The organism is Dyella sp. CR10 (genome assembly GCF_055814425.1).
Genome location: NZ_CP185986.1, coordinates 4279878 through 4301784 on the forward strand (window position 1 = coordinate 4279878; position 21907 = coordinate 4301784).

The following is a 21907-nucleotide window of genomic DNA, read 5'->3' on the forward strand; positions in this document are numbered from 1 at the left end:
TCAGCCGCCCTTGCACAACGCGGACAAGGCATCCCGCGTCGGCGCTGCCGGCATGCGCCCGGCGAGTTCGCCGAGCAGATCGACCGACAGATCGCCGTCCGCCTCTTCCATGCGCATGCAACGAGGCTCCTTGCCTTCGCCATCGACCTGGATACGCGCAATGGCCTTGGCTACGCGCGCATCGCGCGGCGTCAGCGTGAGCGTCCAGCGATCGGCGCGGTGCTCGACGCCCACGTCGAAGGCCTGGTTCAGCCGCGAGGCATCGCCTCCGAGCAGCGCCACGAAGCTATCGAGCAATACCTGCAGCTGCGGCGCGCGCTTCAGCGAGAAACTGCGCGGTTTGCGTCCTTCGCGCTGCTGCGTGACCTCGCCATCGGCGATCGTGGAGACCTCCTGGCTCGGACGCTCCACGCGGCGCTCCAGGCGATCGCCGCCGAGCCAGGACAGCTCGCCCGACACGACCAGCGGCTGATCCAGCACCTTCATGAAGCGGGCTTCCGCGAAGGCGGTACGCGAGGGCGCGGGACGCCCCAGCGAGGCGATCAGCGCCTGCGCCTCGCCCTCCCCTTCAGCCGCCGCCGTGCCCATCCAGCACGACAGGCTCAGGCCGAGCAGGAGCGCGCGTGTCTTGCTGCCAGAAGTCATAGAAGTTGAACCAGTTGTAAGGGGCTTCATGAATGTAATGCTCGACGCGGCGTGCGTAACGCGCGATGACCGCGTCCAGCGCCGCGGCACGATCCTGGCGCGGGATCGCCACGCGATCGGCGAAGGCCTCGAACACCAGCCGGTAGCGATTGCCGCCCAGGTACAGGCCGAAGCAGAGCACCACCGGCACCTGCAGCGTATGCGCGAGCAGCCACGGACTGACCGGAAACGGCGCCGGCTGGCCGAGAAGATCCACGCGTCGCAGCACCTCATGCTCGCGGCCGCGGTCGGCCAGCAACGCCACCATCGCACCCTGCGCGCAGGCTTCGGCCATCTGCAAGGCCACGGATGCGCCGTCGCGCGAAGCATCGATCACTTTGTCGCCGATATCCGGCGCCAGTGCTTCGAGCAGTTCGGTGAGGGCCGGCGTCTTCTGCTTGTCCAGCAGCACGCGCAAAGGCACGTCGGGCCGGCGCGAACTGATCGCGCGCAATGCCTCGAAACTGCCCTGGTGCGAACCGAACAGCAATACGCCCTGGCCGCGGCCGATGCGTTCGGTCAGTGCGTCCAGTCCTTCGATGGCGATGTTGAAGCCCCGCTCGCCGCGCGCGAGCAGGAACACTCGATCCAGCATCGTGGCGGCAAAGCAGTGGATATGGCGCATCACCTGCCAGATGCTCACGCGGCCTGGCAGCACGCGCGCGAGAAACTGGCGCGAAGCTTCGCGTTCCGGCTTGCGACGCAGATAGAAATAGAGGGTGATCGGGTGAAGGAACAGGCGCGCAAAGCCGCGGCCGCCATATAGCGCGATACTGCGGATCAGCCAGAGCGCGAAACGGCCGCCGCCCTCCGGACGGCTCTGCCAGTGCACGCTCACGGCGCGCCCTCGATCACGCCACGCGCCAGCACGGTATCGTCGCGGCGGATGTCGAAGCGCACGCGCGTGCCGTTATCGCTCAAAGTCACTTCCGCCATTTCGCCGGGCAACAGCGGGGCGACGAACTTTGCTTCGGCCACCCGCGCCACTCGCTGCCCGCGCCAGGCGCGCAGGGCCTGCGCGACCTGCTCCAGCAGCAGCACGCCGGGCACCAGCGGATGGCCGGGGAAATGCCCAGGCAAACAGGGATGTTCGGGGTCGATCTGGAAGGAAGCGCGGTAGGACGAGGTCATACGGCCACCGGCAGGCGCCTGGAGAGCGACGGAGGAATGATGCCTTGCACGCCGGGCATCATGGCGACGCTCAGACCGTGCGGTGCGTCTGGATGTGTTCGGAAAGCGAGCGCAGGTTGGCGAAGATCTGCTGATTGTCCGGGTTGTCGGAACGCAGCTGGAAACCGTACTGCTTGGACACCGCCAGCGCGATTTCCAGCGCATCGATGGAATCCAGGCCAAGATCGCCGCCGAACAACGGAGCCTCCGGGTTGATCTGAGCGGGCTCGATCGCGTCCAGGTTCAGGCTCTTGACGATCAGGGTCGCCAGTTCATGTTGTGCCGTGGTCTGTTCTGCCATGCTCGTTCCGTACTGCGCCGTGCTTGCTGTCGCGGTCATGCCTCCCCTGAGCGGCATGGCCGGCGAGTGTAACATAGCGCCCCTGTCGTCCCTGGTTAGGTGCATGGCTACCGGTTCAGAAAGCGCACAGTCGACGTCTCTCGCGCCGCGGGCTCCCCGGGTCTCCTATCGCCACGAAGCATTGGCTGACGTGCTGGCCGATGCCGGCACGCTGGCGGTCTTCGGTTTCGGCGCCGGCGCGCCGCGCGGCGACGACCCCCGCTATCTCACCGTTCCCCTCGAATGTCTCGACGCCCTGGCGCCGCTGGAGGTATGGCAGGTGGACGGCCCCGTCGAACATGGCCGCGCCGGCGACCTGCGCTGGTCCGCCGGCGCGGGCTGGCTGTTTCTCGCGGCGGAACTGGACGAGCGCGAGCATGGCGGCCCGCTGGCGACGGCGCGCGCGGCCTATGACCAGTTGCGCGACTTCCTGGCGCAGCGCGGTGAGCGTCATGTGCAGCGCATCTGGAACTACCTGGACGACATCAATCAGGGCGAGGGCGACGCCGAGCGCTACAAGCTGTTCTGCGAGGGGCGCGCCACTGGCATGGACCAGTTCTTCGGCGAGGGTTTTCCGGCTGCGACCGCCATCGGTCATCACGCCGGGCCGCATTCGCTGCTGGTCTATCTGCTGGCCTGCGAGGTGCCCGGCGTCCGCGTGGAAAATCCGCGCCAGGTCAGCGCTTGGCAGTATCCGCGCCAGTACGGGCGCACGCCGCCGAGCTTTGCGCGCGCCATGGCCTTGCCGGCGCAGGACGTGCTGGCCATTTCCGGCACCGCGGCGGTCGTGGGCCATCGTTCCGCGCATGTCGACGACCTGGATGCGCAGCTGGCCGAAACCATGGCCAACCTGGAAACGCTGCTGGCCCATGCCGGCCTGCCTGCGGGCTTCGATACGCATTCGCCGCTGAAGGCCTATGTGCGACACCCAGTGGATGCTCCGGGCGTGCTGGCGTTCCTGCGCTCGCGCTTGCCCGGTGTACCGGTACTGCTGCTGCACGGCGACGTCTGTCGCCGCGAACTCCTGGTGGAGATCGACGGCTGGCGCTACGCGTAAGCGGCGTTGCCGCTTCCAACAATGCCAGCGGCGATGCACCGCGCGCCGTCTGACAAGTACGGTGCCGCGGCTTATTTCTTTGTCGGCCGTGTCCAGCCATGCAGCGTCGACTGCCGACCGCGTGCGATGGTCAGTTCGCCAGCTGGGGCGTCCTTGGTGATCACCGAACCCGCGCCGATGGTCGCGTTCTCGCCCACGCGCACCGGCGCTACCAGCGAGGTGTTGGAGCCGATGAATGCACCATCGTCGATCTGGGTGACGCTCTTGTTCACGCCGTCGTAGTTGCAGGTGATGGTGCCGGCACCGATGTTGACCTTGCTGCCGATGACCGTGTCGCCGAGATAGGTCAGATGGTTGGCCTTGCTGCCCTCGCCCAGGCGCGCTTTCTTGGTCTCGACGAAGTTGCCGACATGCACGCCGGCGGCCAGTTCGGTGCCAGGGCGCAGGCGGGCGAATGGGCCGATGGTGCAAGGTCCATGGGTGACTACGCCTTCCAGGTCGCAGTGCGGCTGCACCACGGTACCGGCGGCAAGGCGCACGTCTTTCAGGCGGCAGAACGCGCCGATGCGGACGTCTTCGCCCAAGTGGACGTCGCCTTCCAGGATCACGTCGATGTCGATATCGACGTCGTGCTCCACGGTCACGCTGCCGCGCACGTCGATACGCGCGGGGTCGGCGATGCGTACGCCCTCCAGCGCCAGCGCCTTGGCCGCGCGTTGGCGGTAGACCGCTTCGAGTTCGGTTAGCTGCCAGGGATTGTTGGCGCCGGCCGCTTCCATTTCGTCGTCGCATTCCACGCACAACGCCGGGCGGCTTTCCGCCGCGGCCATCGCAAAGATGTCGGTGAGGTAGTACTCGCCCTGCGCGTTGTTGCGGTCCAGCTTCGCGGTCCAGCGCTTCAACGACGTGGCGTCCGCGGCGACGATGCCGGTGTTGATCAGGTCGAGCGCACGCTGTTCGTCGTTGGCGTCCTTCTCTTCGACGATGGCGCGCACGAAGCCCTGTTCGTCGCGCAGTACACGGCCATAACCCTTCGGGTCGGCCACGCGCGTGGCGAGCACGGTCAGCGCCTGATCGGTGTCCACCAGCCGGCGCAAGGTATCCGGCCGGGTGAGCGGCACGTCGCCATACAGCACCAGCACCGCGGCGTTGTCCGGCACGTCGCGCAGCGCCTGCGCCACCGCATGGCCGGTGCCGAGCCGCTCTGCCTGCAGCACCCAGCGCAGATCCGGCTGACCGTCGAAAGCGGCGAGGACCTGGTCGCCGCCGTGGCCGTAGACGACGTGGATCTGTTCCGAGGACAGCGCGCGCGCGGCGGCCAGCACATGCGCCAGAAGCGGCCGGCCTGCCAGAGGCATCAGCACCTTCGCCTTCTTGGATTTCATGCGCTTGCCCTCGCCGGCGGCGAGGACGATGACGTGCAGGGGCATGTTCTTCATGGCGTTACCGTCGGACCTGGTCAGCGGGGCAGGATAGCAGCGGACTATTTCGATCCATGACCGGCGGCTGACGGAGCATCGCCACTCGTGACGCGCGCCGCACCCGCGTGGCATTCGAAGCGGAAATCGTAGGCGAGGCTGAACGGCCGCGTTTCGCTGTCGACCACGTGGCTTTCGCCATTGGCGTCCGCCGCCCAGCGGTCGACCTTCAAAGGCATGAACTCCCACTGCCTTGCCGCCGTCTTCACCGCATCGATAAAGAGGCGCCGATCCGCATCGACCGCGGCCTCGCCATCGACGCGCACGTCATCGACCTTTCCGGCGACATCGACGATCAGCAAGGCGCGCACTTCCGCCGGCGGCGGGCAACGCTGGAGCAGCGACGGCGGATAGACCGGCGTAACGCGGTGCTCCGCCACCGCGCCGCTGGATACCTGGCCGATCGCGAGCTGGTACCGGCTCGTGCCCTCAGGCAGCACCGGTCGCCAACTCGCAGCGCCTGAGGAAGGAGGCGGCGGAATCCGCGACGGCGCATGGCCGCAGCCGCACAGCGCCACCACGAGCGATAGGGCAACGGCACGAAACGTCCTGGTCATGCGCAGTTCCTTCGTGGGCACGAGCCCAGAACATGCCCAAACGAAAACGCCGGCACAAGGCCGGCGTTTTGGCATTTTCCTGAGCCGCCGGGACGGCTTCAGGTTCAGTGCTTGAGGTTCTTGCGCAGACGCTCCAGCGCCTGCAGTTGGGTAAGCGCCTGTGCCAGCTTGGCCTGGGCGTCGGCGATCTCCTCGGCGTCGGTGCGGTTGGCCAGTGCTTCCTCGGCCTCCTGCTTGGCGCGCTGTGCAGCGGCCTCGTCCAGGTCCGCTGCGCGGGCGGCCGTGTCGGCCAGGACCGTGACCACCTGCGGCTGCACTTCCAGAATGCCGCCGGACACCCAGAACTGCTGGCGCTCGCCATTGGCCAGCACCACGTCGACGTGGCCCGGCTTCAGGCGCGTGATCAGCGGCGCGTGGCGGGGCGCGATGCCCAGCTCGCCCATTTCGCCGGTGGCGATCACCATCGTCGCCTCGCCGTGGAAGATTTCGGCCTCGGCGCTGACGATGTCGACTCGAAGGGTATGGCTCATGTCTGTCTCGCTCTGCTCGACGGGAACTCGGGATCGGGGGTCAGGGAACGGGGCGCGACGGCGCTCCGCTCCCCTGGCGCGGTCCCTGTCCTCAGGCCGCCTTCTTCGCAGCCATGTCCTCGGCCTTCTTGATGGCCTCGTCAATGCCACCGACCATGTAGAACGCCTGCTCCGGGATGTGGTCGACCTCGCCGTCCACGATCATCTTGAAGCCGCGGATGGTCTCCTTCAGCGTCACGTACTTGCCCGGAGCGCCGGTGAACACTTCGGCCACGTGGAAGGGCTGCGAGAAGAAGCGCTCGCACTTGCGGGCGCGGTACACCACCTGCTTGTCCTCTTCGGACAGCTCGTCCATGCCGAGGATCGCGATGATGTCCTTCAGTTCCTTGTAGCGCTGCAGCATGCCCTGCACGCGGCGAGCCACTTCGTAATGCTCCGCGCCGACCACGTTCGGGTCGAGCTGGCGGCTGGTGGAATCCAGCGGATCCACGGCCGGGTAGATGCCCAGCGACGCGATGTTACGCGACAGCGTGACGGTCGAATCCAGGTGCGCGAAGGTGGTGGCCGGCGACGGATCGGTCAGGTCGTCCGCGGGCACGTACACGGCCTGGATCGAGGTGATCGAACCGGTCTTGGTCGAGGTGATGCGCTCCTGCAGCACGCCCATTTCCTCGGCCAGGGTCGGCTGGTAGCCCACCGCCGACGGCATGCGGCCCAGCAGCGCTGACACCTCGGTACCGGCCAGGGTGTAGCGATAGATGTTGTCCACGAAGAACAGCACGTCGCGGCCCTTGCCGTGCTCGTCCTTCTCGTCGCGGAAGTACTCGGCCATGGTCAGGCCGGTCAGCGCCACGCGCAGACGGTTGCCCGGCGGCTCGTTCATCTGGCCGTAGACCATCGCCACCTTGGACTCGGGCAGGTTGTCCAGGCGCACGACGTTGGCGTCCTGCATCTCATGGTAGAAGTCGTTGCCTTCGCGGGTACGCTCACCCACACCGGCGAACACCGACAGACCCGAGTGCTGGGTCGCGATGTTGTTGATCAGCTCGAGCATGTTCACCGTCTTGCCCACGCCAGCGCCGCCGAACAGGCCGACTTTGCCGCCCTTGGCGAACGGGCACACCAGGTCGATCACCTTGATGCCGGTTTCCAGCAGCTCGTTGGCGAGCGCCTGCTCGTCATAGCTGGGGGCTTCGCGGTGGATGACCCAATGGTCCTGGGCTTCGATCGGACCGACTTCGTCGATCGGGTTGCCCAGCACGTCCATGATGCGGCCCAACGTGGCCTTGCCGACCGGCACCTTGATGCCTTCGCCAGTGTTGCGCGCCACGAGGCCGCGCTTCAGGCCGTCGGTGGAACCCAGGGCGATGGTGCGCACCACGCCGTCACCCAGCACCTGCTGGACTTCCAGCGTGATGTCGGTGCCGTCGATCTTCAGCGCGTCGTAAACCTGCGGCACCTGATCGCGTGCGAACTCGACGTCGATGACCGCGCCGATGATCTGTACAACTTTACCCTGGCTCATGGAAATGCTCCGGATGGATCTTTGAATGTCTGGTTTCACCGCGCCCGTTCTGGTCGCGTGGTTTTAGTGAAGAGTGCGGCGATGAATGGCCGCCCATTTGATCTTAGCGATCATGGATGATCGCACTCATACCGCCGCGGCACCGCCGACGATCTCCGAGATTTCCTGGGTAATCGCCGCCTGACGCGCCTTGTTGTAGACCAGCGTCAGTTCGCCGATGACCTTGCTCGCGTTGTCCGACGCCGCCTTCATGGCGACCATGCGGGCCGCGTGCTCGCTGGCGAGATTCTCCAGCACACCCTGGTACACCACCGACTCGACGTAGCGGCCCAGCACGTGCTCCAGCACGGTGGCGGCGTCCGGTTCGTAGATGTAATCCCAGTCGTGCGCCTGCTCGAGCTTGATGCCCGCGTAGGCCGACTCACCCGCCGCCTGGTGCGCTTCCAGCTCCGCGGCCACCAGCGGCAGCGGCAGCAGCGCATCCATCATCGGCTTCTGCGTCATGGTGTTGACGAAGTCGTTGTAGGCCAGGAACACGCGATCGAGCTTGCCCGCGATGTACGCGTCCAGCACGACCTTGATGACGCCGACCAGTTGCTCGACCTTCGGCTTCTCGCCCAGATGGGTCACGCTGCCCACCAGGTTCACGCCCTTGATGCGGCGGAAGAACTGGGTCGCCTTCTGGCCTACGGCGACGATGTCGACTTCGACACCCTTCTCCTGCCAGTCGCGGATGGCCGGCAGCAGACGGCGGAACAGGTTGGAGTTCAGGCCGCCGCACAGGCCACGATCGGTGGAAACCACCAAGTATGCGACGCGCGCGACCTTCTCGCGCTGCACCAGGAACGGGTGGCTGAAGTCGGTGCTGGCCTGCGCGACGTGCGCGATCACCTTGCGCATCTGGCGCGCGTAGGGGCGCGACGCCTTCATCAGATCCTGCGCCTTGCGGATCTTCGAGGCCGAGACCATTTCGAGCGCGCGCGTCACCTTGCGCATGTTCTGCGTGCTCTTGATCTTGGATTTGATTTCGCGTCCGCCTGCCATCTCTTTCTCGCTCGCTGTGCTCGCTCGGGTACGGGGGACGGGAACGGCGTGCCGTTCCCGTGCCCTGCTTACCAGCTACCGGTCTTCTTGTACTCGTCCAGGCCGGACTTGAAGGTGGCCTCGATGTCGTTATTCCAGTCGCCGGTGGCGACGATCTTCTTCATCAGCTCGCCGTGGTTCTGGTGGAAGAACGCATGCATGCCCTTCTCGAACGGCAGCACCTTGTCGACCGCCAGGTCGTCCAGGTAGCCCTTCTCCGCGGCATACACCGACAGCGCGAGCTCGGCGATCGACAGCGGAGCGTACTGCTTCTGCTTCATCAGCTCGGTCACGCGCTGGCCGCGGTCCAGCTGGGCGCGGGTGGCCGGATCGAGGTCCGAAGCGAACTGCGCGAACGCGGCCAGCTCGCGGAACTGCGCCAGGGCCAGCTTCACGCCGCCGGACAGCTTCTTGACGATCTTGGTCTGCGCCGAACCACCCACGCGCGACACCGAGATACCGGCGTTCACGGCCGGACGGATACCGGCGTTGAACAGGTCGGTCTCGAGGAAGATCTGGCCGTCGGTGATCGAGATCACATTGGTCGGCACGAACGCGGACACGTCACCGGCCTGGGTCTCGATGATCGGCAGCGCGGTCAGCGAGCCGGTCTTGCCCTTCACTTCGCCGTTGGTGAACTTCTCGACGTATTCCTCGGAGACGCGGGCGGCGCGCTCGAGCAGGCGCGAGTGCAGATAGAACACGTCGCCCGGGTACGCTTCGCGGCCCGGCGGGCGCTTCAGCAGCAGCGAGATCTGGCGATAGGCCACGGCCTGCTTGGACAAGTCGTCATAGATGATCAGCGCGTCTTGGCCGCGGTCGCGGAAGTACTCGCCCATGGCGCAGCCGGAGTACGGCGCGATGTACTGCAGCGCGGCCGACTCGGAGGCCGAGGCGACCACCACGATGGTGTTGGCCAGCGCGCCGTTCTCTTCGAGCTTGCGCACCACGTTCGCGATCGACGAGCGCTTCTGGCCGATGGCCACGTAGATGCACTTAATGCCGGAGTCTTTCTGGTTGATGATCGCGTCGATGGCCAGCGCGGTCTTGCCGGTCTGACGGTCGCCGATGATCAGCTCACGCTGGCCGCGGCCGATCGGAATCATCGAGTCGACCGACTTGTAGCCGGTCTGCACCGGCTGGTCGACCGACTTGCGCCACACCACGCCCGGCGCGACCTTCTCGATCGGCGAGGAGAGCTTGGCGTTGAGCGGGCCCTTGCCGTCAATCGGGTTGCCCAGCGAATCCACCACGCGGCCCAGCAGCTCCGGACCGACCGGTACTTCGAGGATGCGGCCGGTGGTCTTGGCGGTATCGCCTTCGCGCAGGTGCTGGTACTCGCCGAGCACCACCGCGCCGACCGAGTCGCGCTCGAGGTTCAGCGCGAGCGCGAACGAGTTGCCCGGCAGCTCGATCATTTCGCCCTGCATCACATCGGCCAGGCCGTGGATGCGCACGATGCCGTCGGACACGCTGATGATCGTGCCCTCGTTGCGGGCTTCCGCGCCGAGCTTGAACTGCTCGATGCGGGTCTTGATCAGCTCGCTGATCTCGGACGGGTTCAAGGTGGTGCTGGACATGGTCGTTATCCTGGGATTTTTTTGAATTCGCTTGTCGAGGTCCGGTCCGTTCCGCGCTGGCGCGGGCCGGCCGGGCTGGCTCTGCGCGTACTCAGGCCGTCAGCGCACCGGAAAGGCGCGCCAGGCGGCCGCGTACGGAGCCGTCGATCACTTCGCTGCCGGTATCGATCACCACGCCACCGAGCAGCGACGGATCGACCTGAGTCTCCAGCTCGATGTCGCGCTTGAAGCGGCGCTTGAGCGAAGCCTTCAGCTGCTCGGTCTGCGCGGCGTCGAGCGCCATCGCACTGGTCACCTTGACCAGCAGCTGCGACTCGGCCTCACGCTTGTACTGCTCGAACAGGTCAGCCACTTCCGGCAGCAGCGCCATGCGGCGGTGCTCGGCCAGCTCGGCCAGGAACTTCGCGAACGGCGCCGCGTCATCCATGCTCTGCGGCAGGTGCAGCGCGACCAGCTGGGAGGCCAGCACGCGCGGATCGTTGCCGAGCGACGCGACGCGCGAATCCTTCGCCACCGCAGCGGCGAAGGCGAGCGACTGCGACCACGCCGGCAGCGCGTCGGACGCGCGCGCCAGCTCGAAAGCGGCGCGGGCGTACGGACGGGCGAGAGTGATTGCCTGCGTCATGGCTCAGATCTCAGCGACGAGCTGATCGAGCGCGGCCTTGTGGGCCGAAGCATCGATTTCGCGCTGGACGATCTTCTCCGCACCCTGCACGGCGAGACGGCCGACCCAGCCGCGCAGCTCTTCGCGAGCGCGCTGCTGCATGCTGGCCACTTCCTCGGCGGCGACGGCCTTCAGGCGCGCGGTCTCGGCCACGGCGTCTTCGCGGGCCTTGTCCACGATCTGGTTGGCCTGCTGCTGAGCGCGCTCGATGATCTCGGCCGCCTGCTGGCGAGCCTGCTTGATCTCGATGGCGACCTTGGCGTCGGCGTCCTTCAGCTCGGCGCGCGCCTTCTCGGCGGCGGCCAGGCCGTCGGCAACCTTCTTCTGGCGTTCTTCGATCGCCGCATTGAGCTGCGGCCAGATGAACTTGGTGGTGAACCAGACCAGGATGGCGAAAGAAACCATCTGGCCCAGGAAAGTCAGATTGATATTCATGAGCTTTCCAAATAACTCCGGTAACGCGTGGGACCGCCGATTCGCCGCGGCCTGAGAGCCGCGGCGACTTGTCGCGCCGGCAACTAAAGAATTAGTGGCCGAAGTTGGAGATGACCTGCGCGGTCAGCGGGTTCGAGAACGCGAACAGCAGCGCCACGGCCAGGCCGATGATGAACGCCGCGTCGATCAGGCCGGCGAGCAGGAACATACGGCCCTGCAGCAGCGGAACCAGTTCCGGCTGACGGGCAGCGGACTCGAGGAACTTCGAACCCATGATGGCGATGCCCAGGCAAGCGCCCAGGGCGCCCAGACCGATGATGACGCCGATGGCGATCGCGGTCAGGCCCTGCACATGGGAAATGAGTTCGGCGAGGTTCATGGGTGTTCTCCTGTGAATCTTCTAAAGGTTGGTTAAAGCGAAGCGGATTAAAGCGAAACCGGATGGAACCTGAGACTCAGTGATGCTCACGCGCCGTCGCGATGTAGACGATGGTCAGCATCATGAAGATGAATGCCTGCAGCAGGATGATCAGGATGTGGAAGATCGCCCATGCGGTGTTGAACAGCACACCCGGCAGGAAGCTGATCCAGCCCGCGAACAGGCCGGCGATCAGCATGAACACCAGCTCGCCGCCATACATGTTGCCGAAGAGTCGCATCGCGAGCGACACCGGCTTAGACAGGTATTCCACGACGTTGAGCAGGAAATTGAACGGCACCAGCACCGCCACCACGACCGGGTTGTGCGCATGGAACGGCGCCGTCAGCAGCTCCTTGCCGAAGCCGAAGCCGCCCTTGGCCTTGATCCCATGACCCAGCACGATGAAGAACACGCACAGGGCCAGGCCCACGGTGGTGTTGATGTCGGCGGTGGGCACCCAGCGGAAATAGGTGTGGTGCGCGGTCTCGGCGCCCGCCGCCGCGGTGACGGCGAAGCTCGGCGCGTCCAGCGGCAGCAGGTCCATCGCGTTGAGGAAAGTCACCCACATGAAGATCGACAGGGCCAGCGGCGTCACCGTGCGGCGGTCGCCGTGGAAGGTGTCTTTGACCTGGGTGTCGACGAACTCGACGATCAGCTCCACCAACGCCTGGCCCTTGGACGGCACGCCCGAGGTCGCCTTGCGCGCCTTCAGCCAGAACCACAGGCAGAACAGCGCGCCGAGCGCGAAGGCCACGACGATGGAGTCCAGGTGCAGCTTCATGAAGGCGCCATCACCAAAGCTCACCACGTTGTGGTGGAGATGGTGCTGGATGTATTCGGTTAAACCGCCCTGAGGCTCGCTTGCCATGTCTCAGCCCTTGAATCGGAACGCCAGCAGATTTATTGCGTACGCAGCCACCAGCCCCGTGATAGCGGCCAGTGGCGGCAGTTTGAATTGACCCATGATCACGATCAGCCCTCCAGCGATCGCGATCCATTTCAGGACCATGCCTGACACCATCCGGCCCATGGTCGTGCCGCCCCCGCCGATTCCCGCGAAGGTACGCGCCGCCAGCAGCGCGGTACCCAGCGCCACGATCGCGGCGCCCGCAGCGCCCGCGATCGCGTCGCGAATGCCCTGCGTCAGGAAGGCGAGGCCAACGATCGCCGCCATGCCCAGCTGCAGCATCACGATGCGCAGCGCGAGACGACGTCCGGAGGCAAGACTGTTGAGCACGTGAAGTCCCCGCGCGGCTTCGCACTAGGCGGCACCGATCCAGCTGCGGGCCACGGTCCAATCTTAAAAAGTATATCAGCGGGGTATTTAGACGGACAAGCCGCGTCGCTGCGGCAAGCTGCCCCGTCCCCGCGCCGCGCCGCCCGCCACTTTGCCCACGCGGATGTGTGCAAAGCGTCCATGCCGGCGCACATGAAAAAGGCCGGACTGGCGACCAGTCCGGCCTTAAGTACGTCGCCGCGGAAGGGCGACGCCGGGACGCTTACTTGGCGGCGGCCACTTTCTTCGCCGCGGCAACCGGAGCGGCCACGGCATCGTTGGCGGCCTGCTGCTGCTCCTGCGCCAGCGCGGTCAGCGACTCGGCGGTCTTCTGGGTGACGGCGATGATTTCCTGGGTCACGGCCACGGCGCGCTCGGCGTTCTCGCGGCTGAGGGCGGCGCCCTTCTCCCACAGGGTACGCAGGCCTTCAGCGTCGCGGGTCTCCAGCGCATCGGCGATGAAGTCGGAAGCCACCTGGGACTGCTTCTCAAGCGCCTGGATCTGCAGCTCGGCGATCTTCTCCAGGCCCTTCAGGGCCACCGACTGAGCCTTGAAGGCGTTGTCGGTCAGCTGCTTGGCGTAGGCGAACACCTGGACATTCAGTTGCTGGGTCATGGCTTGGCTCCCTCGGCGGGAATAGGGGTAGTGAAGCAAGCCTAGCAAGTCATTTGGTGCAGTGCAATATATTTTTTGTGAAGACGGATTGATGTCAAGAAAATTTCACATGAAACAGTTGTTTATGACGAAACAACGAAATGCCGCGACGCGTCAAAAACTGTCACGGCTACAACTCGCTCCCGATGTGCAGGTCTCATGCACCACGACCTGGTCCAAGCCCGGCAGACGCGGCGCCAGGCGCTGGAAGATCCATCGCGCCAGGTTCTCGCTGGTCGGATTCTCCAGGCCTTCGATGTCGTTGAGATAGTGATGATCGAGCTGGTCGTACAGCGGGGCGAACGCCGTCTTGAGATCAGCGAAATCCATCACCCAGCCGAGCGCGGGATCGGGCTCGCCGGCGACGTGGATCTCGATGCGGAAGGAGTGCCCGTGCAACCGGGCGCACTTGTGCCCTGGCGGCACGTTGGGCAACCGGTGGGCCGCCTCCAGATGGAAGAGCTTGAAGATACGCATCCACGCATTCTAGCGCCCGGCCCGTTACCGGCGCCCGGCACCGCTGGGGAAAACCCCAGGTCCGACGAAGCCGGTGCGGCGGCATACTCGCTACGACGCCTGCCCCTGGCGCCCGGCAACGAGCCTTAGCCATGCGCCTTCCCGCCCTACTCCTGCTGAGCCTGACCGCCATGAATGCCACTGCCCAGTCCATCCAGACGCCCACCGCCGGCAGCCCGGAACGCAAAGCCCTGCTGGACGCGGCTCGCGCTCCACTGGAGCAGCGCTTGCATCAACCGGTGCTGTTCGTGGTGGACCGGCTGAGCCAATCCGGCGATTGGGCTTTCCTGCAGGCGCACATGCAAGGCGCCGGCGGCCGGCCGCTCGACTTCACCGGCACCGAGTTCGCCGAAGCAGCTGCCCAAGGCGGCATGTCGCACATCTACGCCGCTCTGCTGCAACGCAAGGCCGGCCACTGGACAGTGAAGACCGAGGCGATCGGCCCCACCGACGTGGCCTGGGCCAACTGGGCCCAGGAGGCCGGAGCGCCGGCGGCGCTCATCGGCCACTGATCCGGGCATCAGGTTCTCCGCAAAAACGAAGGGCGGCCTCCTGGCCGCCCTTCACGCATCCCTGCGCGTCCCCGATTACGCCGGCGTGAGATACCACGCGCCACCATAGGGATGGCCATAACCCACTTTCTGCGTGCCGTCGGCGTTGGTGTTGTTCGAACCGATCAGCTGGATGTTGCCGTTCTGATTGCTCGCGACCAGCTCGACATGCCCGCCGTTGTTGAGAATGCACACGTCGCCCGGCTTGGCGTGCGCCGCGTCCACGACCTTCCAGCCATGGTCCTTGAGGATGCGTCCGATCGAGCCGGGCGCGCCGCGCCCGTCGCGGCTCGAGCCCGAAACCAGATCGGTATGCGCGTTGAGCACGCCCGCCTTCTGCAGCACGGCCGAAACGAAATTCGCGCAGCACACGTCCGACGGCACGTTCGGGTTCATGGGCAGCGCGCCGCTGCGCTTGAGTTCCGATGCATTGCGGCCGAGGAACTGCTTGGCGATATCCACCACCTTGCTGCCGCTGGCGCCACTGCTGCCGCTCGGCCCCTGCACGCCGCCGGTCCCCTGCGTGCCGCCCGTGCTTCCGGCGCCGGGGATGTGGATCACCTGGCCCGGATAGATGCGGTTCGGATTGCTGATCTGCGGATTGGCCTGCTCCAGCGCCGCGAGGGACACGCCATGACGCGTAGCGATCGCGCCGAGCGTGTCGCCGGAGCGCACGGTGTAATCGTGGCTCGCCGGCGCCGAGGTCTGCCCGCCACCGGAACCGCCCGGCACATGTACCACCTGCCCCGGATAGATGCGATTCGGATTGCCGATCTGCGGATTGGCCGCCAGCAACGCGGACAATGACACCCCATGGCTGGATGCGATGCCCGACATGGTGTCGCCCGAACGCACCGTGTAATCGCCACCCGCAGCCGCCTTGCCACCCTGGCCGTCCGGCAGATGGATCACCTGGCCCGGATAGATGTGGTTGAAGTCGCGGATCTGCGGATTGGCCGCTTCCAGCGCCTTCAGCGACACGCCCTGCCGCGACGCGATCCCCGACATCGTGTCGCCCGGCTGCACGGTGTAGTTGCCCCCATGGGAACCGCCGGACGGCGGCGGCGACGGTGGCGGCGCCGACGGCGTGCCACCCGGCGCATCGCTGCCGAACAGTTCGGCCTCCTTCGCGCGACGATTCACCAACCCCTGCAACACGTGGCCGCCGGCATGCACGTACTGACCGAACATCGCCTGCGCACCCTTGTAGTCGCCGGCGTTGAGCTTGGCCAGCAGACCCGGATAGCCATTGGCGCCAAGGTTGTAGGTGAGGCTCACCAGCGCATCGAACTGGTTCTGGTTGATCGGCACGTGCACGTTGCGGCGCACGGCGTCCTGCGCCCAGGAGAGGTCTTCCTTGAGGTATTGCTCGGCCTGCTCATGGGTGATGGTCTGGCCCGGCTGCACACCGCCGGTGTGGCCGTAGCCGATGGTCCAAGGCGCGCCGCCGGTGCCAGGATCCGGATAGGCCGTGGCGCTGTAGCCCTCGAAGCCTTCGATCATCTTGACGCCGTTGTCGCTGATGCTGAAACCGGATGCCGGGCCACCCTTGCCGGCGGCGGCCGGTGCCGCGCCTTCCGCCGACGTCGGCGCCGATGCCTGTGCGCCGCCGTCGCCCGCTCCCGCAGGCAGGTGGATGCTGTCGCCCGGATAGATCCGGTTCGGATTGCTGATCTGCGGATTGGCCGCTTCCAGCGCTGCCAGCGACACGCCGAAGCGCTGCGCGATGCCGGAGAGCGAATCTCCGTGCTGCACGGTGTAGCTGGACGGCCGGTCGCCTTCCGCGGCGAGGGTCGGAGTGGAGCGCACAGCGCTGACTGCGGTCATGGTGGCCTCTGGCTCGATGGGAAGAAAGCGGCCCGGATGGGCAGCGGCGACCGGATTGCAGCACCGTGACAGCGCACGCTCCCATTGGGGCTTTCCCGAGCTAGGTGAAACCCTAGATAGCCATCCATACGGCCGACCGACCTGGGGAAAACCCCAGGCTAGGGACCGACCTAGCTGACGCGCGTGACGCCCCGGCGGCTATGGTCCGGAACGTCACCATGGGAGGTGGAAGCGATGTACCTGGAACTGCAATCCCATCGCAGCAGCGCGGCCCTGCCGGCAGATCGCCCAGGTACGTCGACGCAGGCCGCGGCCGCCGGCCTCGCGCACCCGGACGCCCACGTCTCGCAGCCGCAGCTCACGCTCCATCCGCAGCTGGCCAGCCTCACCCGCGCCATGTTCGGCAATCCGTCTCCCGCGGCGGCGCCGAGCTTCGACGCGCAGGTGCGCGGCACCGACGCGAAGGCGATCGATCTGCAACTGGCGCGCATGGCGCAGGATGTCTACGACCCCAACAGCAAAGGCATCGAGGGCTGGACCCGCCTGACCGGCGACCAGCTCACGCAGGCGGGCATCGATCCCGCCTCGCTGGAAGACCCGAGCACCGGCTTCCGCGCGGCGATCTACCAGGACAAGAACGGCGACCGCGTACTGGCCTTCGCCGGCTCCAACGACATCAAGGACTGGCTCAACAACGCCGAGCAGGGCCTGGGTATCTCCGCCGCGCAATACAACCAGGCCGTGGCGCTGGCCACTGAGGCGAAAGCCGCCTTCGGCGACAGCCTGGCGATTACCGGCCATTCGCTGGGCGGCGGCCTCGCTTCCATCGCCTCGCTGGCTACCGATTCGGCCGGCGTTACCTTCAACGCTGCGGGCCTCAACGACGCGACCATCCGCCGGCTGGTGCCCGAGGGCGATCCGGCAGCGCTGAAGCAGCAGGCGGAGAACGGCCTGATCCGGCGCTACGCGGTGAACGGCGAAATCCTCACCACCACGCAGGAACACACGCCACTGCCCGACGCCGTGGGCCACAAGATCACGCTCAACGATCCCGATCCGGTCGCCAAGCCGGACATCCACTGGTACGACTGGCTCACCGGCAAGGCCGAGGTGCTCGAGGCGAAGTACGCCGTGGATGTGGCCAAACATTCGGTGGACCTGCACATGGACGACGCCGTTCTCGCGGCGATGCAGAAGGACCATCCCTGGTCGTCCTGATCGCAATACCCGCGCGCTTCGCCATGAAACCGTGACGCCCGGCATGCTTTACTCGTTTGCGTCGACGCCGCCTCGCGCGGCGTCTGGCGCTGGGCCGATACGGGAGAACCCGGCATGATGCGTATCCGACGTCCCAGGCCTGCCGCCTGGTGCCTGCTGGCGGGCCTCGCGCTCGCCGGCCCCGCCGCGGGAACCGAAGCGATGAACGACACGGATGCAAGCAAGGTATTCGCCGATCCGCGCGTCGTGGCGCTGGTCGACGCGGCGATGCGCGGCGATGCCGCGCGCACCGCGACACTGATCAAGGAAGGCGCCGATCCCAATGCGCAAGGCCAACGCGGCGTGACGCCGCTGGAGTGGGCCTTGCTGCACAAGGATCTGCGCGGCATGGACGCGCTGCTGCGCGCCGGTGCCGATCCCGCGCGCCCCGGCATCGGCGGCGCCACCGCGCTGCATCTGGCGGCCATGGCGGACGACCCGGCCTATCTGCGCAGCCTGCTCGATCACGGCGCCGATCCGAACGCGCCGCACGGCGTCACCCAGGCTCCGCCGCTGGCGGCCGCGCTGATGAACCCCAAGGACGACGCCTTCGATCTGCTGCTGGCGCACCACGCCGACCCCAACCGTGCCGACCGCCTCGGCAATACGCCGCTGCACGTCGCAGCCAAGGTGCACAAGACGCACTGCGTGCAGCGCCTGCTCGAAGCCGGCGCCGATCCTGTTCGGCGCAACCATCAGGGTGCCACGTTCCAGACCTACTTCAACATCCTTCCCGCCGGCGGCCTCAATGCCACGGCACGCGCCGAACACGAGCAGGTGCACCAGTGGCTGCGCCAGCACGGCGTCGAGGTGGAACAAGGCGTGCAGTGACCGCTTCGCGGCACCCTGGGAATGACCCCAGCTAGGGCGTTCCCCAGGCAAGGGTTTTCCCAGATACCGCGTGCATGCGCGGCGTGATCATGATCACGCACCACTTACCGCACACGCGAAGGGGAAGGACATGACGACCATTGCCGACGCAGGGAACACCGGGCTTTTTCGCAGCCATCTCGAACACCTACTGGACCGTGCCGGACCGGGGCTGGGCGCGGCGCGCGTCCATGCCGCGCTGAGCTCCGCGGATCTCAAGGAGATCTCTTCCGGCGAACGAAACGTGCTGCTCAACCTCGCCGGCTCGCTCAGCGCCGACGGTTACGTCAGCCACACCGATGCCGACGCGCTAGTCAGCCTGATCCACGGCTACGCCACGCCGGGCAGCAGCTTCACGCCGGCGGGCATGCATACCGCGCCGATACGCATGCCGACGACCGACCAGGTCGGCAGCTATCCCGGCAGCGGCATCTTCGCCGACTTGTTCAGCCGCCTCGTGCACCAGGCCGTGGAGACCCTCCGCAACGCCGCCTTTCTCGGCAGCGCGGCCAATCTGCTGATGCACACCGACGAAGGCACGCAGGCCCAGCGCATCGCGCAGGCGCTGAATGACGCCGATCTGTCGCGCTTCACGCCCGGCGACCGCCGCTTCGTGCTCAGCATGATCGGGTTCGCGACGGCCGACAGCCACGTCAATCGCGCCGAAGCCAACGCCATCGTCGACTACATCCGTTTCGCCAGCGGACAGGCCAGCGGCGTCACCGCGCAGCCGTGGCAGGTGCAGTCCACCGACGGCAAGCTTGCGCATATCGATCTGGGCAAGTACACGCTCGACATCGACCAGAGCGACTCGCAGTTCGTGCTGATCAACAAGGCCAATGGCGAGACCACGCGCATTTCGGGCGATCCGCATTTCGACAACGACGGCAAGAGAATCGGCACCTTCAAGGGCACGCTCACGTTGTGCCTGGACGACGGCACGAAGCTCACCATCAACACGGTACCGGCCGGTAACGGCGAGCTGTATTCGAGCAAGTTGACCATCACCCAGGGCGATCAGGCACTGGTGGTCGATCACCTCAACCAGAACAGCGGGCAACCGTTGAGCATCGCCACGTCGGGCGTGCTTGGCCGCGAACTGGACTGGGCGACGGACGACGGCACCCGCGTCTATGAAGACGTGGCCACGCGGCAATGGGTACGCCTGGATCCGTTCGGCTGGACGCAGCCGATCGACGGCGATTTCCTCTCACACGTCTGAACGGTTTCGCCGGACCCGCACCGGCATCGGCGGCTCCCATCGCGGGGCCGCCTTTTTTGACGATCAGCGCTGTTCCGGCGCCTCCCACAAATAGCGAGGCGGCTGGCGACTGCGGAACTCGGCCCAGTCCACCGCCTTGGGGTAGCGCCCGCGACCCGGCTCGCGCAAGGGCGTGCGTGGGCCCTGGCGGGGACGGCAGCGCGCGCTGAGCTGGCGACGGCGGCGACGCATGGCCGCTTCGGCCGCGCGCCGGCGCCGCTGCTCGTCGCGGCGATCGCGGCTTTCCTGCGACTCCTCCGTCTCGGGCCGCTTGTCGCGCGCCGACTTGAGCGCCGCATCGGCGCTGCGCCGGCCACCGAGCGTGCGTTCCTCGTCGCCGATCGCGCCGACGCGGCGCATGCGGTCGGGCGCCAGCGTGAATTCCAGGGTGCGGCCCGCGCCAAGATCGACGGTACGGCCGGCACGCATGCTGGCGGCGTACGCGGCCACCGCCTGCGGATCGACGAAGCCGGGCGTCTGCACACCGCCAACGCCCGCGGCGGCACCGGCCGCGGACTGGCCCAGCTGAGCCATCAGCAAGGCCATGATCTGCAGCTTCGCTTCGTTGCCATCGACCGCCGCCGCGGCCACGCTCCAACTGGGCTGCGCGGACGGCGCCAGCGCACCAGCCGGCCACACCATCGGCGTGCCGGCAAGATTGGGTCGCGTGCCGTCCAGCCACGGCATCGGCGGCGGAGGCGGGATCGACTCGGAACCACGCTGGTCGTTCATTGCCGCCTGCGCCATCACGCCGACGGCCTGCGCGAAGCTCAACACGACACCATCGGCACGCGCCGCGCCCAGCGCGGATGCCGGCATGCCGGTAGCGACCGTGCCGCCCCGATCCGCTGCGGGTACGTAGTTCACCGGCGCGCTGCCCGGTGCCGTGCCCGCCGGCCAGGCCGAGCCGTTCAGCGCCTGACCGCGGCCGGCCATCAGCGCGGCATCGGCGCTGTTGAGTGCGCCGGCGGCGATCAACGGGATCGATTGCGCATTGGCACCCAAGGTCCCGATCGACACCGTCAAGCCCAGTTGCAACGACTCCAGTCGCGCGGTGCCGCGCACCGCATCGGGCAGATCCGGCGGCAACGGCAGTTCTCGCTGCCCAGGCGGGACGTTGTTGTTGCCCTGTCCGTTGTTGTTGACGTTGTTGTTGCCGTTGCCGTGATCGCCAAGACCGTTGCCGCGCAGGTCGCCGAGATTGGAGATCGGCAACTGCACGGTGAGGCCGGCGGTCAGCGGCGTATTGGCATTCATGCCGGGATTGGCTTGCAGCAGGCTGTCGAGCGGCAAGCCGAGCTTGTCGGCGATGGTGCCCACCGTATCGCCGGGCGACATCGGAAAGCTCAGCTGCACATGTCCGTTGCCCTGCGCGCCATGCCCGCCACCACTGAGCAGCTGGATGACCGGGTCATGCTTGAGAATGCTGCCGATGCCCATGCGTCACCCGTGCCAGACCGGATCGATTTCCAGCTCGCCCAGATGCTTGTCGGCAAAACGCTCGACCAGCTGCGGCGCGCCTTCCAGCAACTGCCGGTAAGTCTCCGGCGTATGCGTATCGACGCGCAGCTTCCAGCCCTTGTCGGTGCGGCTCAGCCACAATTCCGCGCCGGGCAGCACGCCATCCTTGAGCGTGATCATGATCTCGCGCGACTGCGCCGAACTGCGCGCGTCCGGCACCAGCAGCTGCTTGACGTGCCGCTCGATCAGTTCGGCCAGAGCCGGCGCGAGCGCGGCCTGCGCCGCGGGCGCCGGCTGTTCGGCCCCGTGCATCACGATCTGCTGCGCCTGGTGCCAGGCCTGTGCGCCGGCGGTCGGCAGGGACTGGTCGCCGGAAGAACCGCCGTCGGACGACGAGTCCTGACCGTCGCGTTCGTCGCCACGCGCCGGCACGCCCGGCGCGTGCTCGGCGGCAGCGTCGAGCTGCCGCTGCAGCAATTCGCGCAATGCCTGTTCCTGCTCGCTCACGGACAAGCCACGCTGTCCACCGGATGTCCCGGCCGCGGCTTCCTGCCCCTGATCCTTGCCGGGGCCGTCCATCAGCTTGCGGAAACGCTGTACTTCCTCGCGACCGCGAGCCGGCTCCTGCTTGCCGCTCGCGTCGCGGGGACGCGCATGATGGATGGGCGGCGTTTCGCGCGAATGAACCGAATCGTTGCGCATGATGACC

25 protein-coding genes are annotated in these 21907 nt (G+C 66.8%); 5 read left to right on the forward strand and 20 right to left on the reverse strand.

Annotated elements, in window-relative coordinates; translation table 11 throughout:
* The 4 genes from ACNR9O_RS19330 to ACNR9O_RS19345 all read right to left on the reverse strand — a co-directional run bounded on the left by ACNR9O_RS19330 (window position 1) and on the right by ACNR9O_RS19345 (window position 2155).
* Window positions 1–645, reverse strand: coding sequence for a LolA-related protein (locus ACNR9O_RS19330; protein ID WP_473685772.1), 645 nt, complete (start codon window positions 643–645; stop codon window positions 1–3).
* Entirely contained in the window at window positions 569–1522 is a 954-nt protein-coding gene (locus ACNR9O_RS19335) for an LpxL/LpxP family acyltransferase (RefSeq protein ID WP_473685770.1), read from the reverse strand. Before ACNR9O_RS19335 ends, ACNR9O_RS19330 begins: the two co-directional genes overlap by 77 nt.
* Entirely contained in the window at window positions 1519–1815 is a 297-nt protein-coding gene (locus tag ACNR9O_RS19340) for an ApeI family dehydratase (protein ID WP_473685768.1), read from the reverse strand. Before ACNR9O_RS19340 ends, ACNR9O_RS19335 begins: the two co-directional genes overlap by 4 nt.
* A gap of 70 nt (window positions 1816–1885) precedes the next feature.
* Window positions 1886–2155, reverse strand: a complete 270-nt coding sequence (locus ACNR9O_RS19345; RefSeq protein ID WP_473685766.1) for a phosphopantetheine-binding protein — start codon at window positions 2153–2155, stop codon at window positions 1886–1888.
* A gap of 103 nt (window positions 2156–2258) precedes the next feature.
* Between ACNR9O_RS19345 and ACNR9O_RS19350 the strand changes: the two genes are divergently transcribed.
* Window positions 2259–3251, forward strand: coding sequence for a chorismate transformation FkbO/Hyg5 family protein (locus ACNR9O_RS19350; protein ID WP_473685764.1), 993 nt, complete (start codon window positions 2259–2261; stop codon window positions 3249–3251).
* A gap of 71 nt (window positions 3252–3322) precedes the next feature.
* On the opposite strand, the gene glmU is transcribed toward ACNR9O_RS19350, so the two are convergent.
* The 13 genes from glmU to queD form a co-directional block, all read right to left on the reverse strand.
* Complete coding sequence (glmU, locus tag ACNR9O_RS19355; RefSeq protein WP_473685762.1) at window positions 3323–4690, reverse strand: bifunctional UDP-N-acetylglucosamine diphosphorylase/glucosamine-1-phosphate N-acetyltransferase GlmU; 1368 nt, start codon at window positions 4688–4690, stop codon at window positions 3323–3325.
* A gap of 44 nt (window positions 4691–4734) precedes the next feature.
* The gene (locus ACNR9O_RS19360; protein ID WP_473685760.1) at window positions 4735–5286 is read right to left on the reverse strand and encodes a hypothetical protein; all 552 of its coding nucleotides are present in this window, start codon (window positions 5284–5286) and stop codon (window positions 4735–4737) included.
* Window positions 5287–5390: 104 nt separating this feature from the next.
* Window positions 5391–5816: a F0F1 ATP synthase subunit epsilon gene (locus ACNR9O_RS19365; RefSeq protein WP_473685758.1), complete on the reverse strand. Its 426-nt coding sequence runs from the start codon at window positions 5814–5816 to the stop codon at window positions 5391–5393.
* Between the two features lie 91 nt (window positions 5817–5907).
* Complete coding sequence (gene atpD, locus ACNR9O_RS19370; protein ID WP_473685756.1) at window positions 5908–7341, reverse strand: F0F1 ATP synthase subunit beta; 1434 nt, start codon at window positions 7339–7341, stop codon at window positions 5908–5910.
* A gap of 126 nt (window positions 7342–7467) precedes the next feature.
* The gene (atpG, locus tag ACNR9O_RS19375) at window positions 7468–8385 is read right to left on the reverse strand and encodes a F0F1 ATP synthase subunit gamma (protein WP_473685754.1); all 918 of its coding nucleotides are present in this window, start codon (window positions 8383–8385) and stop codon (window positions 7468–7470) included.
* 68 nt (window positions 8386–8453) lie between these two features.
* Complete coding sequence (gene atpA, locus ACNR9O_RS19380) at window positions 8454–10004, reverse strand: F0F1 ATP synthase subunit alpha (RefSeq protein ID WP_473685752.1); 1551 nt, start codon at window positions 10002–10004, stop codon at window positions 8454–8456.
* A 91-nt stretch (window positions 10005–10095) separates the two neighbouring features.
* The gene (locus ACNR9O_RS19385) at window positions 10096–10629 is read right to left on the reverse strand and encodes a F0F1 ATP synthase subunit delta (RefSeq protein WP_473685750.1); all 534 of its coding nucleotides are present in this window, start codon (window positions 10627–10629) and stop codon (window positions 10096–10098) included.
* Between the two features lie 3 nt (window positions 10630–10632).
* Window positions 10633–11103, reverse strand: coding sequence for a F0F1 ATP synthase subunit B (locus tag ACNR9O_RS19390; RefSeq protein ID WP_473685748.1), 471 nt, complete (start codon window positions 11101–11103; stop codon window positions 10633–10635).
* A gap of 91 nt (window positions 11104–11194) precedes the next feature.
* Entirely contained in the window at window positions 11195–11482 is a 288-nt protein-coding gene (atpE, locus tag ACNR9O_RS19395) for a F0F1 ATP synthase subunit C (RefSeq protein ID WP_473685746.1), read from the reverse strand.
* Between the two features lie 76 nt (window positions 11483–11558).
* On the reverse strand, window positions 11559–12392 hold the full coding sequence (gene atpB, locus ACNR9O_RS19400) for a F0F1 ATP synthase subunit A (protein ID WP_473685744.1): 834 nt from the start codon (window positions 12390–12392) through the stop codon (window positions 11559–11561).
* Between the two features lie 3 nt (window positions 12393–12395).
* A complete protein-coding gene (locus ACNR9O_RS19405) occupies window positions 12396–12761 on the reverse strand; it encodes a hypothetical protein (RefSeq protein ID WP_473685742.1) in 366 nt (121 codons plus the stop codon).
* 262 nt (window positions 12762–13023) lie between these two features.
* Window positions 13024–13416: a phasin family protein gene (locus ACNR9O_RS19410; RefSeq protein ID WP_473685740.1), complete on the reverse strand. Its 393-nt coding sequence runs from the start codon at window positions 13414–13416 to the stop codon at window positions 13024–13026.
* 153 nt (window positions 13417–13569) lie between these two features.
* Complete coding sequence (gene queD / locus ACNR9O_RS19415) at window positions 13570–13932, reverse strand: 6-carboxytetrahydropterin synthase QueD (RefSeq protein ID WP_473685738.1); 363 nt, start codon at window positions 13930–13932, stop codon at window positions 13570–13572.
* A 131-nt stretch (window positions 13933–14063) separates the two neighbouring features.
* On the opposite strand from queD, the gene ACNR9O_RS19420 reads away from it, so the two are divergent.
* Entirely contained in the window at window positions 14064–14483 is a 420-nt protein-coding gene (locus ACNR9O_RS19420; protein WP_473685736.1) for a hypothetical protein, read from the forward strand.
* 75 nt (window positions 14484–14558) lie between these two features.
* Here the strand turns inward: ACNR9O_RS19420 and ACNR9O_RS19425 are convergent, their stop codons facing one another.
* Window positions 14559–16349 (reverse strand): LysM peptidoglycan-binding domain-containing protein, encoded by a 1791-nt coding sequence (locus tag ACNR9O_RS19425; RefSeq protein ID WP_473685734.1) that lies wholly within the window; start codon window positions 16347–16349, stop codon window positions 14559–14561.
* A 234-nt stretch (window positions 16350–16583) separates the two neighbouring features.
* On the opposite strand from ACNR9O_RS19425, the gene ACNR9O_RS19430 reads away from it, so the two are divergent.
* The 3 genes from ACNR9O_RS19430 (at window position 16584) to ACNR9O_RS19440 (ending at window position 19698) form a co-directional block, all read left to right on the forward strand.
* On the forward strand, window positions 16584–17567 hold the full coding sequence (locus ACNR9O_RS19430; RefSeq protein ID WP_473685732.1) for a Tle-like phospholipase domain-containing protein: 984 nt from the start codon (window positions 16584–16586) through the stop codon (window positions 17565–17567).
* Between the two features lie 114 nt (window positions 17568–17681).
* Window positions 17682–18437 carry an ankyrin repeat domain-containing protein gene (locus ACNR9O_RS19435; protein WP_473685730.1) on the forward strand — a complete coding sequence of 252 codons (756 nt, stop codon included), beginning with the start codon at window positions 17682–17684 and terminating at the stop codon, window positions 18435–18437.
* Window positions 18438–18567: 130 nt separating this feature from the next.
* Window positions 18568–19698, forward strand: coding sequence for a DUF1521 domain-containing protein (locus tag ACNR9O_RS19440; RefSeq protein WP_473685728.1), 1131 nt, complete (start codon window positions 18568–18570; stop codon window positions 19696–19698).
* Between the two features lie 63 nt (window positions 19699–19761).
* On the opposite strand, the gene ACNR9O_RS19445 is transcribed toward ACNR9O_RS19440, so the two are convergent.
* Both ACNR9O_RS19445 and ACNR9O_RS19450 read right to left on the reverse strand, forming a co-directional pair.
* A complete protein-coding gene (locus tag ACNR9O_RS19445) occupies window positions 19762–21177 on the reverse strand; it encodes a LysM peptidoglycan-binding domain-containing protein (protein WP_473685726.1) in 1416 nt (471 codons plus the stop codon).
* A gap of 3 nt (window positions 21178–21180) precedes the next feature.
* A complete protein-coding gene (locus ACNR9O_RS19450) occupies window positions 21181–21900 on the reverse strand; it encodes a type III secretion HpaP family protein (protein ID WP_473685724.1) in 720 nt (239 codons plus the stop codon).
* Window positions 21901–21907 lie beyond the last annotated feature (7 nt).

What these genes read in the sequence shown, in the direction of transcription:
- ACNR9O_RS19330 (WP_473685772.1), bottom strand. Translation starts at nt 645, where the DNA reads ATGACTTCTGGCAGCAAGACACGCGCGCTCCTGCTCGGCCTGAGCCTG.
- ACNR9O_RS19340 (WP_473685768.1), bottom strand. Translation starts at nt 1,815, where the DNA reads ATGACCTCGTCCTACCGCGCTTCCTTCCAGATCGACCCCGAACATCCC.
- ACNR9O_RS19345 (WP_473685766.1), bottom strand. Translation starts at nt 2,155, where the DNA reads ATGGCAGAACAGACCACGGCACAACATGAACTGGCGACCCTGATCGTC.
- ACNR9O_RS19350 (WP_473685764.1), top strand. Translation starts at nt 2,259, where the DNA reads ATGGCTACCGGTTCAGAAAGCGCACAGTCGACGTCTCTCGCGCCGCGG.
- glmU (WP_473685762.1), bottom strand. Translation starts at nt 4,690, where the DNA reads ATGAAGAACATGCCCCTGCACGTCATCGTCCTCGCCGCCGGCGAGGGC.
- ACNR9O_RS19360 (WP_473685760.1), bottom strand. Translation starts at nt 5,286, where the DNA reads ATGACCAGGACGTTTCGTGCCGTTGCCCTATCGCTCGTGGTGGCGCTG.
- ACNR9O_RS19365 (WP_473685758.1), bottom strand. Translation starts at nt 5,816, where the DNA reads ATGAGCCATACCCTTCGAGTCGACATCGTCAGCGCCGAGGCCGAAATC.
- atpD (WP_473685756.1), bottom strand. Translation starts at nt 7,341, where the DNA reads ATGAGCCAGGGTAAAGTTGTACAGATCATCGGCGCGGTCATCGACGTC.
- atpG (WP_473685754.1), bottom strand. Translation starts at nt 8,385, where the DNA reads ATGGCAGGCGGACGCGAAATCAAATCCAAGATCAAGAGCACGCAGAAC.
- atpA (WP_473685752.1), bottom strand. Translation starts at nt 10,004, where the DNA reads ATGTCCAGCACCACCTTGAACCCGTCCGAGATCAGCGAGCTGATCAAG.
- ACNR9O_RS19385 (WP_473685750.1), bottom strand. Translation starts at nt 10,629, where the DNA reads ATGACGCAGGCAATCACTCTCGCCCGTCCGTACGCCCGCGCCGCTTTC.
- ACNR9O_RS19390 (WP_473685748.1), bottom strand. Translation starts at nt 11,103, where the DNA reads ATGAATATCAATCTGACTTTCCTGGGCCAGATGGTTTCTTTCGCCATC.
- atpE (WP_473685746.1), bottom strand. Translation starts at nt 11,482, where the DNA reads ATGAACCTCGCCGAACTCATTTCCCATGTGCAGGGCCTGACCGCGATC.
- atpB (WP_473685744.1), bottom strand. Translation starts at nt 12,392, where the DNA reads ATGGCAAGCGAGCCTCAGGGCGGTTTAACCGAATACATCCAGCACCAT.
- ACNR9O_RS19410 (WP_473685740.1), bottom strand. Translation starts at nt 13,416, where the DNA reads ATGACCCAGCAACTGAATGTCCAGGTGTTCGCCTACGCCAAGCAGCTG.
- queD (WP_473685738.1), bottom strand. Translation starts at nt 13,932, where the DNA reads ATGCGTATCTTCAAGCTCTTCCATCTGGAGGCGGCCCACCGGTTGCCC.
- ACNR9O_RS19420 (WP_473685736.1), top strand. Translation starts at nt 14,064, where the DNA reads ATGCGCCTTCCCGCCCTACTCCTGCTGAGCCTGACCGCCATGAATGCC.
- ACNR9O_RS19425 (WP_473685734.1), bottom strand. Translation starts at nt 16,349, where the DNA reads ATGACCGCAGTCAGCGCTGTGCGCTCCACTCCGACCCTCGCCGCGGAA.
- ACNR9O_RS19430 (WP_473685732.1), top strand. Translation starts at nt 16,584, where the DNA reads ATGTACCTGGAACTGCAATCCCATCGCAGCAGCGCGGCCCTGCCGGCA.
- ACNR9O_RS19435 (WP_473685730.1), top strand. Translation starts at nt 17,682, where the DNA reads ATGATGCGTATCCGACGTCCCAGGCCTGCCGCCTGGTGCCTGCTGGCG.
- ACNR9O_RS19440 (WP_473685728.1), top strand. Translation starts at nt 18,568, where the DNA reads ATGACGACCATTGCCGACGCAGGGAACACCGGGCTTTTTCGCAGCCAT.
- ACNR9O_RS19445 (WP_473685726.1), bottom strand. Translation starts at nt 21,177, where the DNA reads ATGGGCATCGGCAGCATTCTCAAGCATGACCCGGTCATCCAGCTGCTC.
- ACNR9O_RS19450 (WP_473685724.1), bottom strand. Translation starts at nt 21,900, where the DNA reads ATGCGCAACGATTCGGTTCATTCGCGCGAAACGCCGCCCATCCATCAT.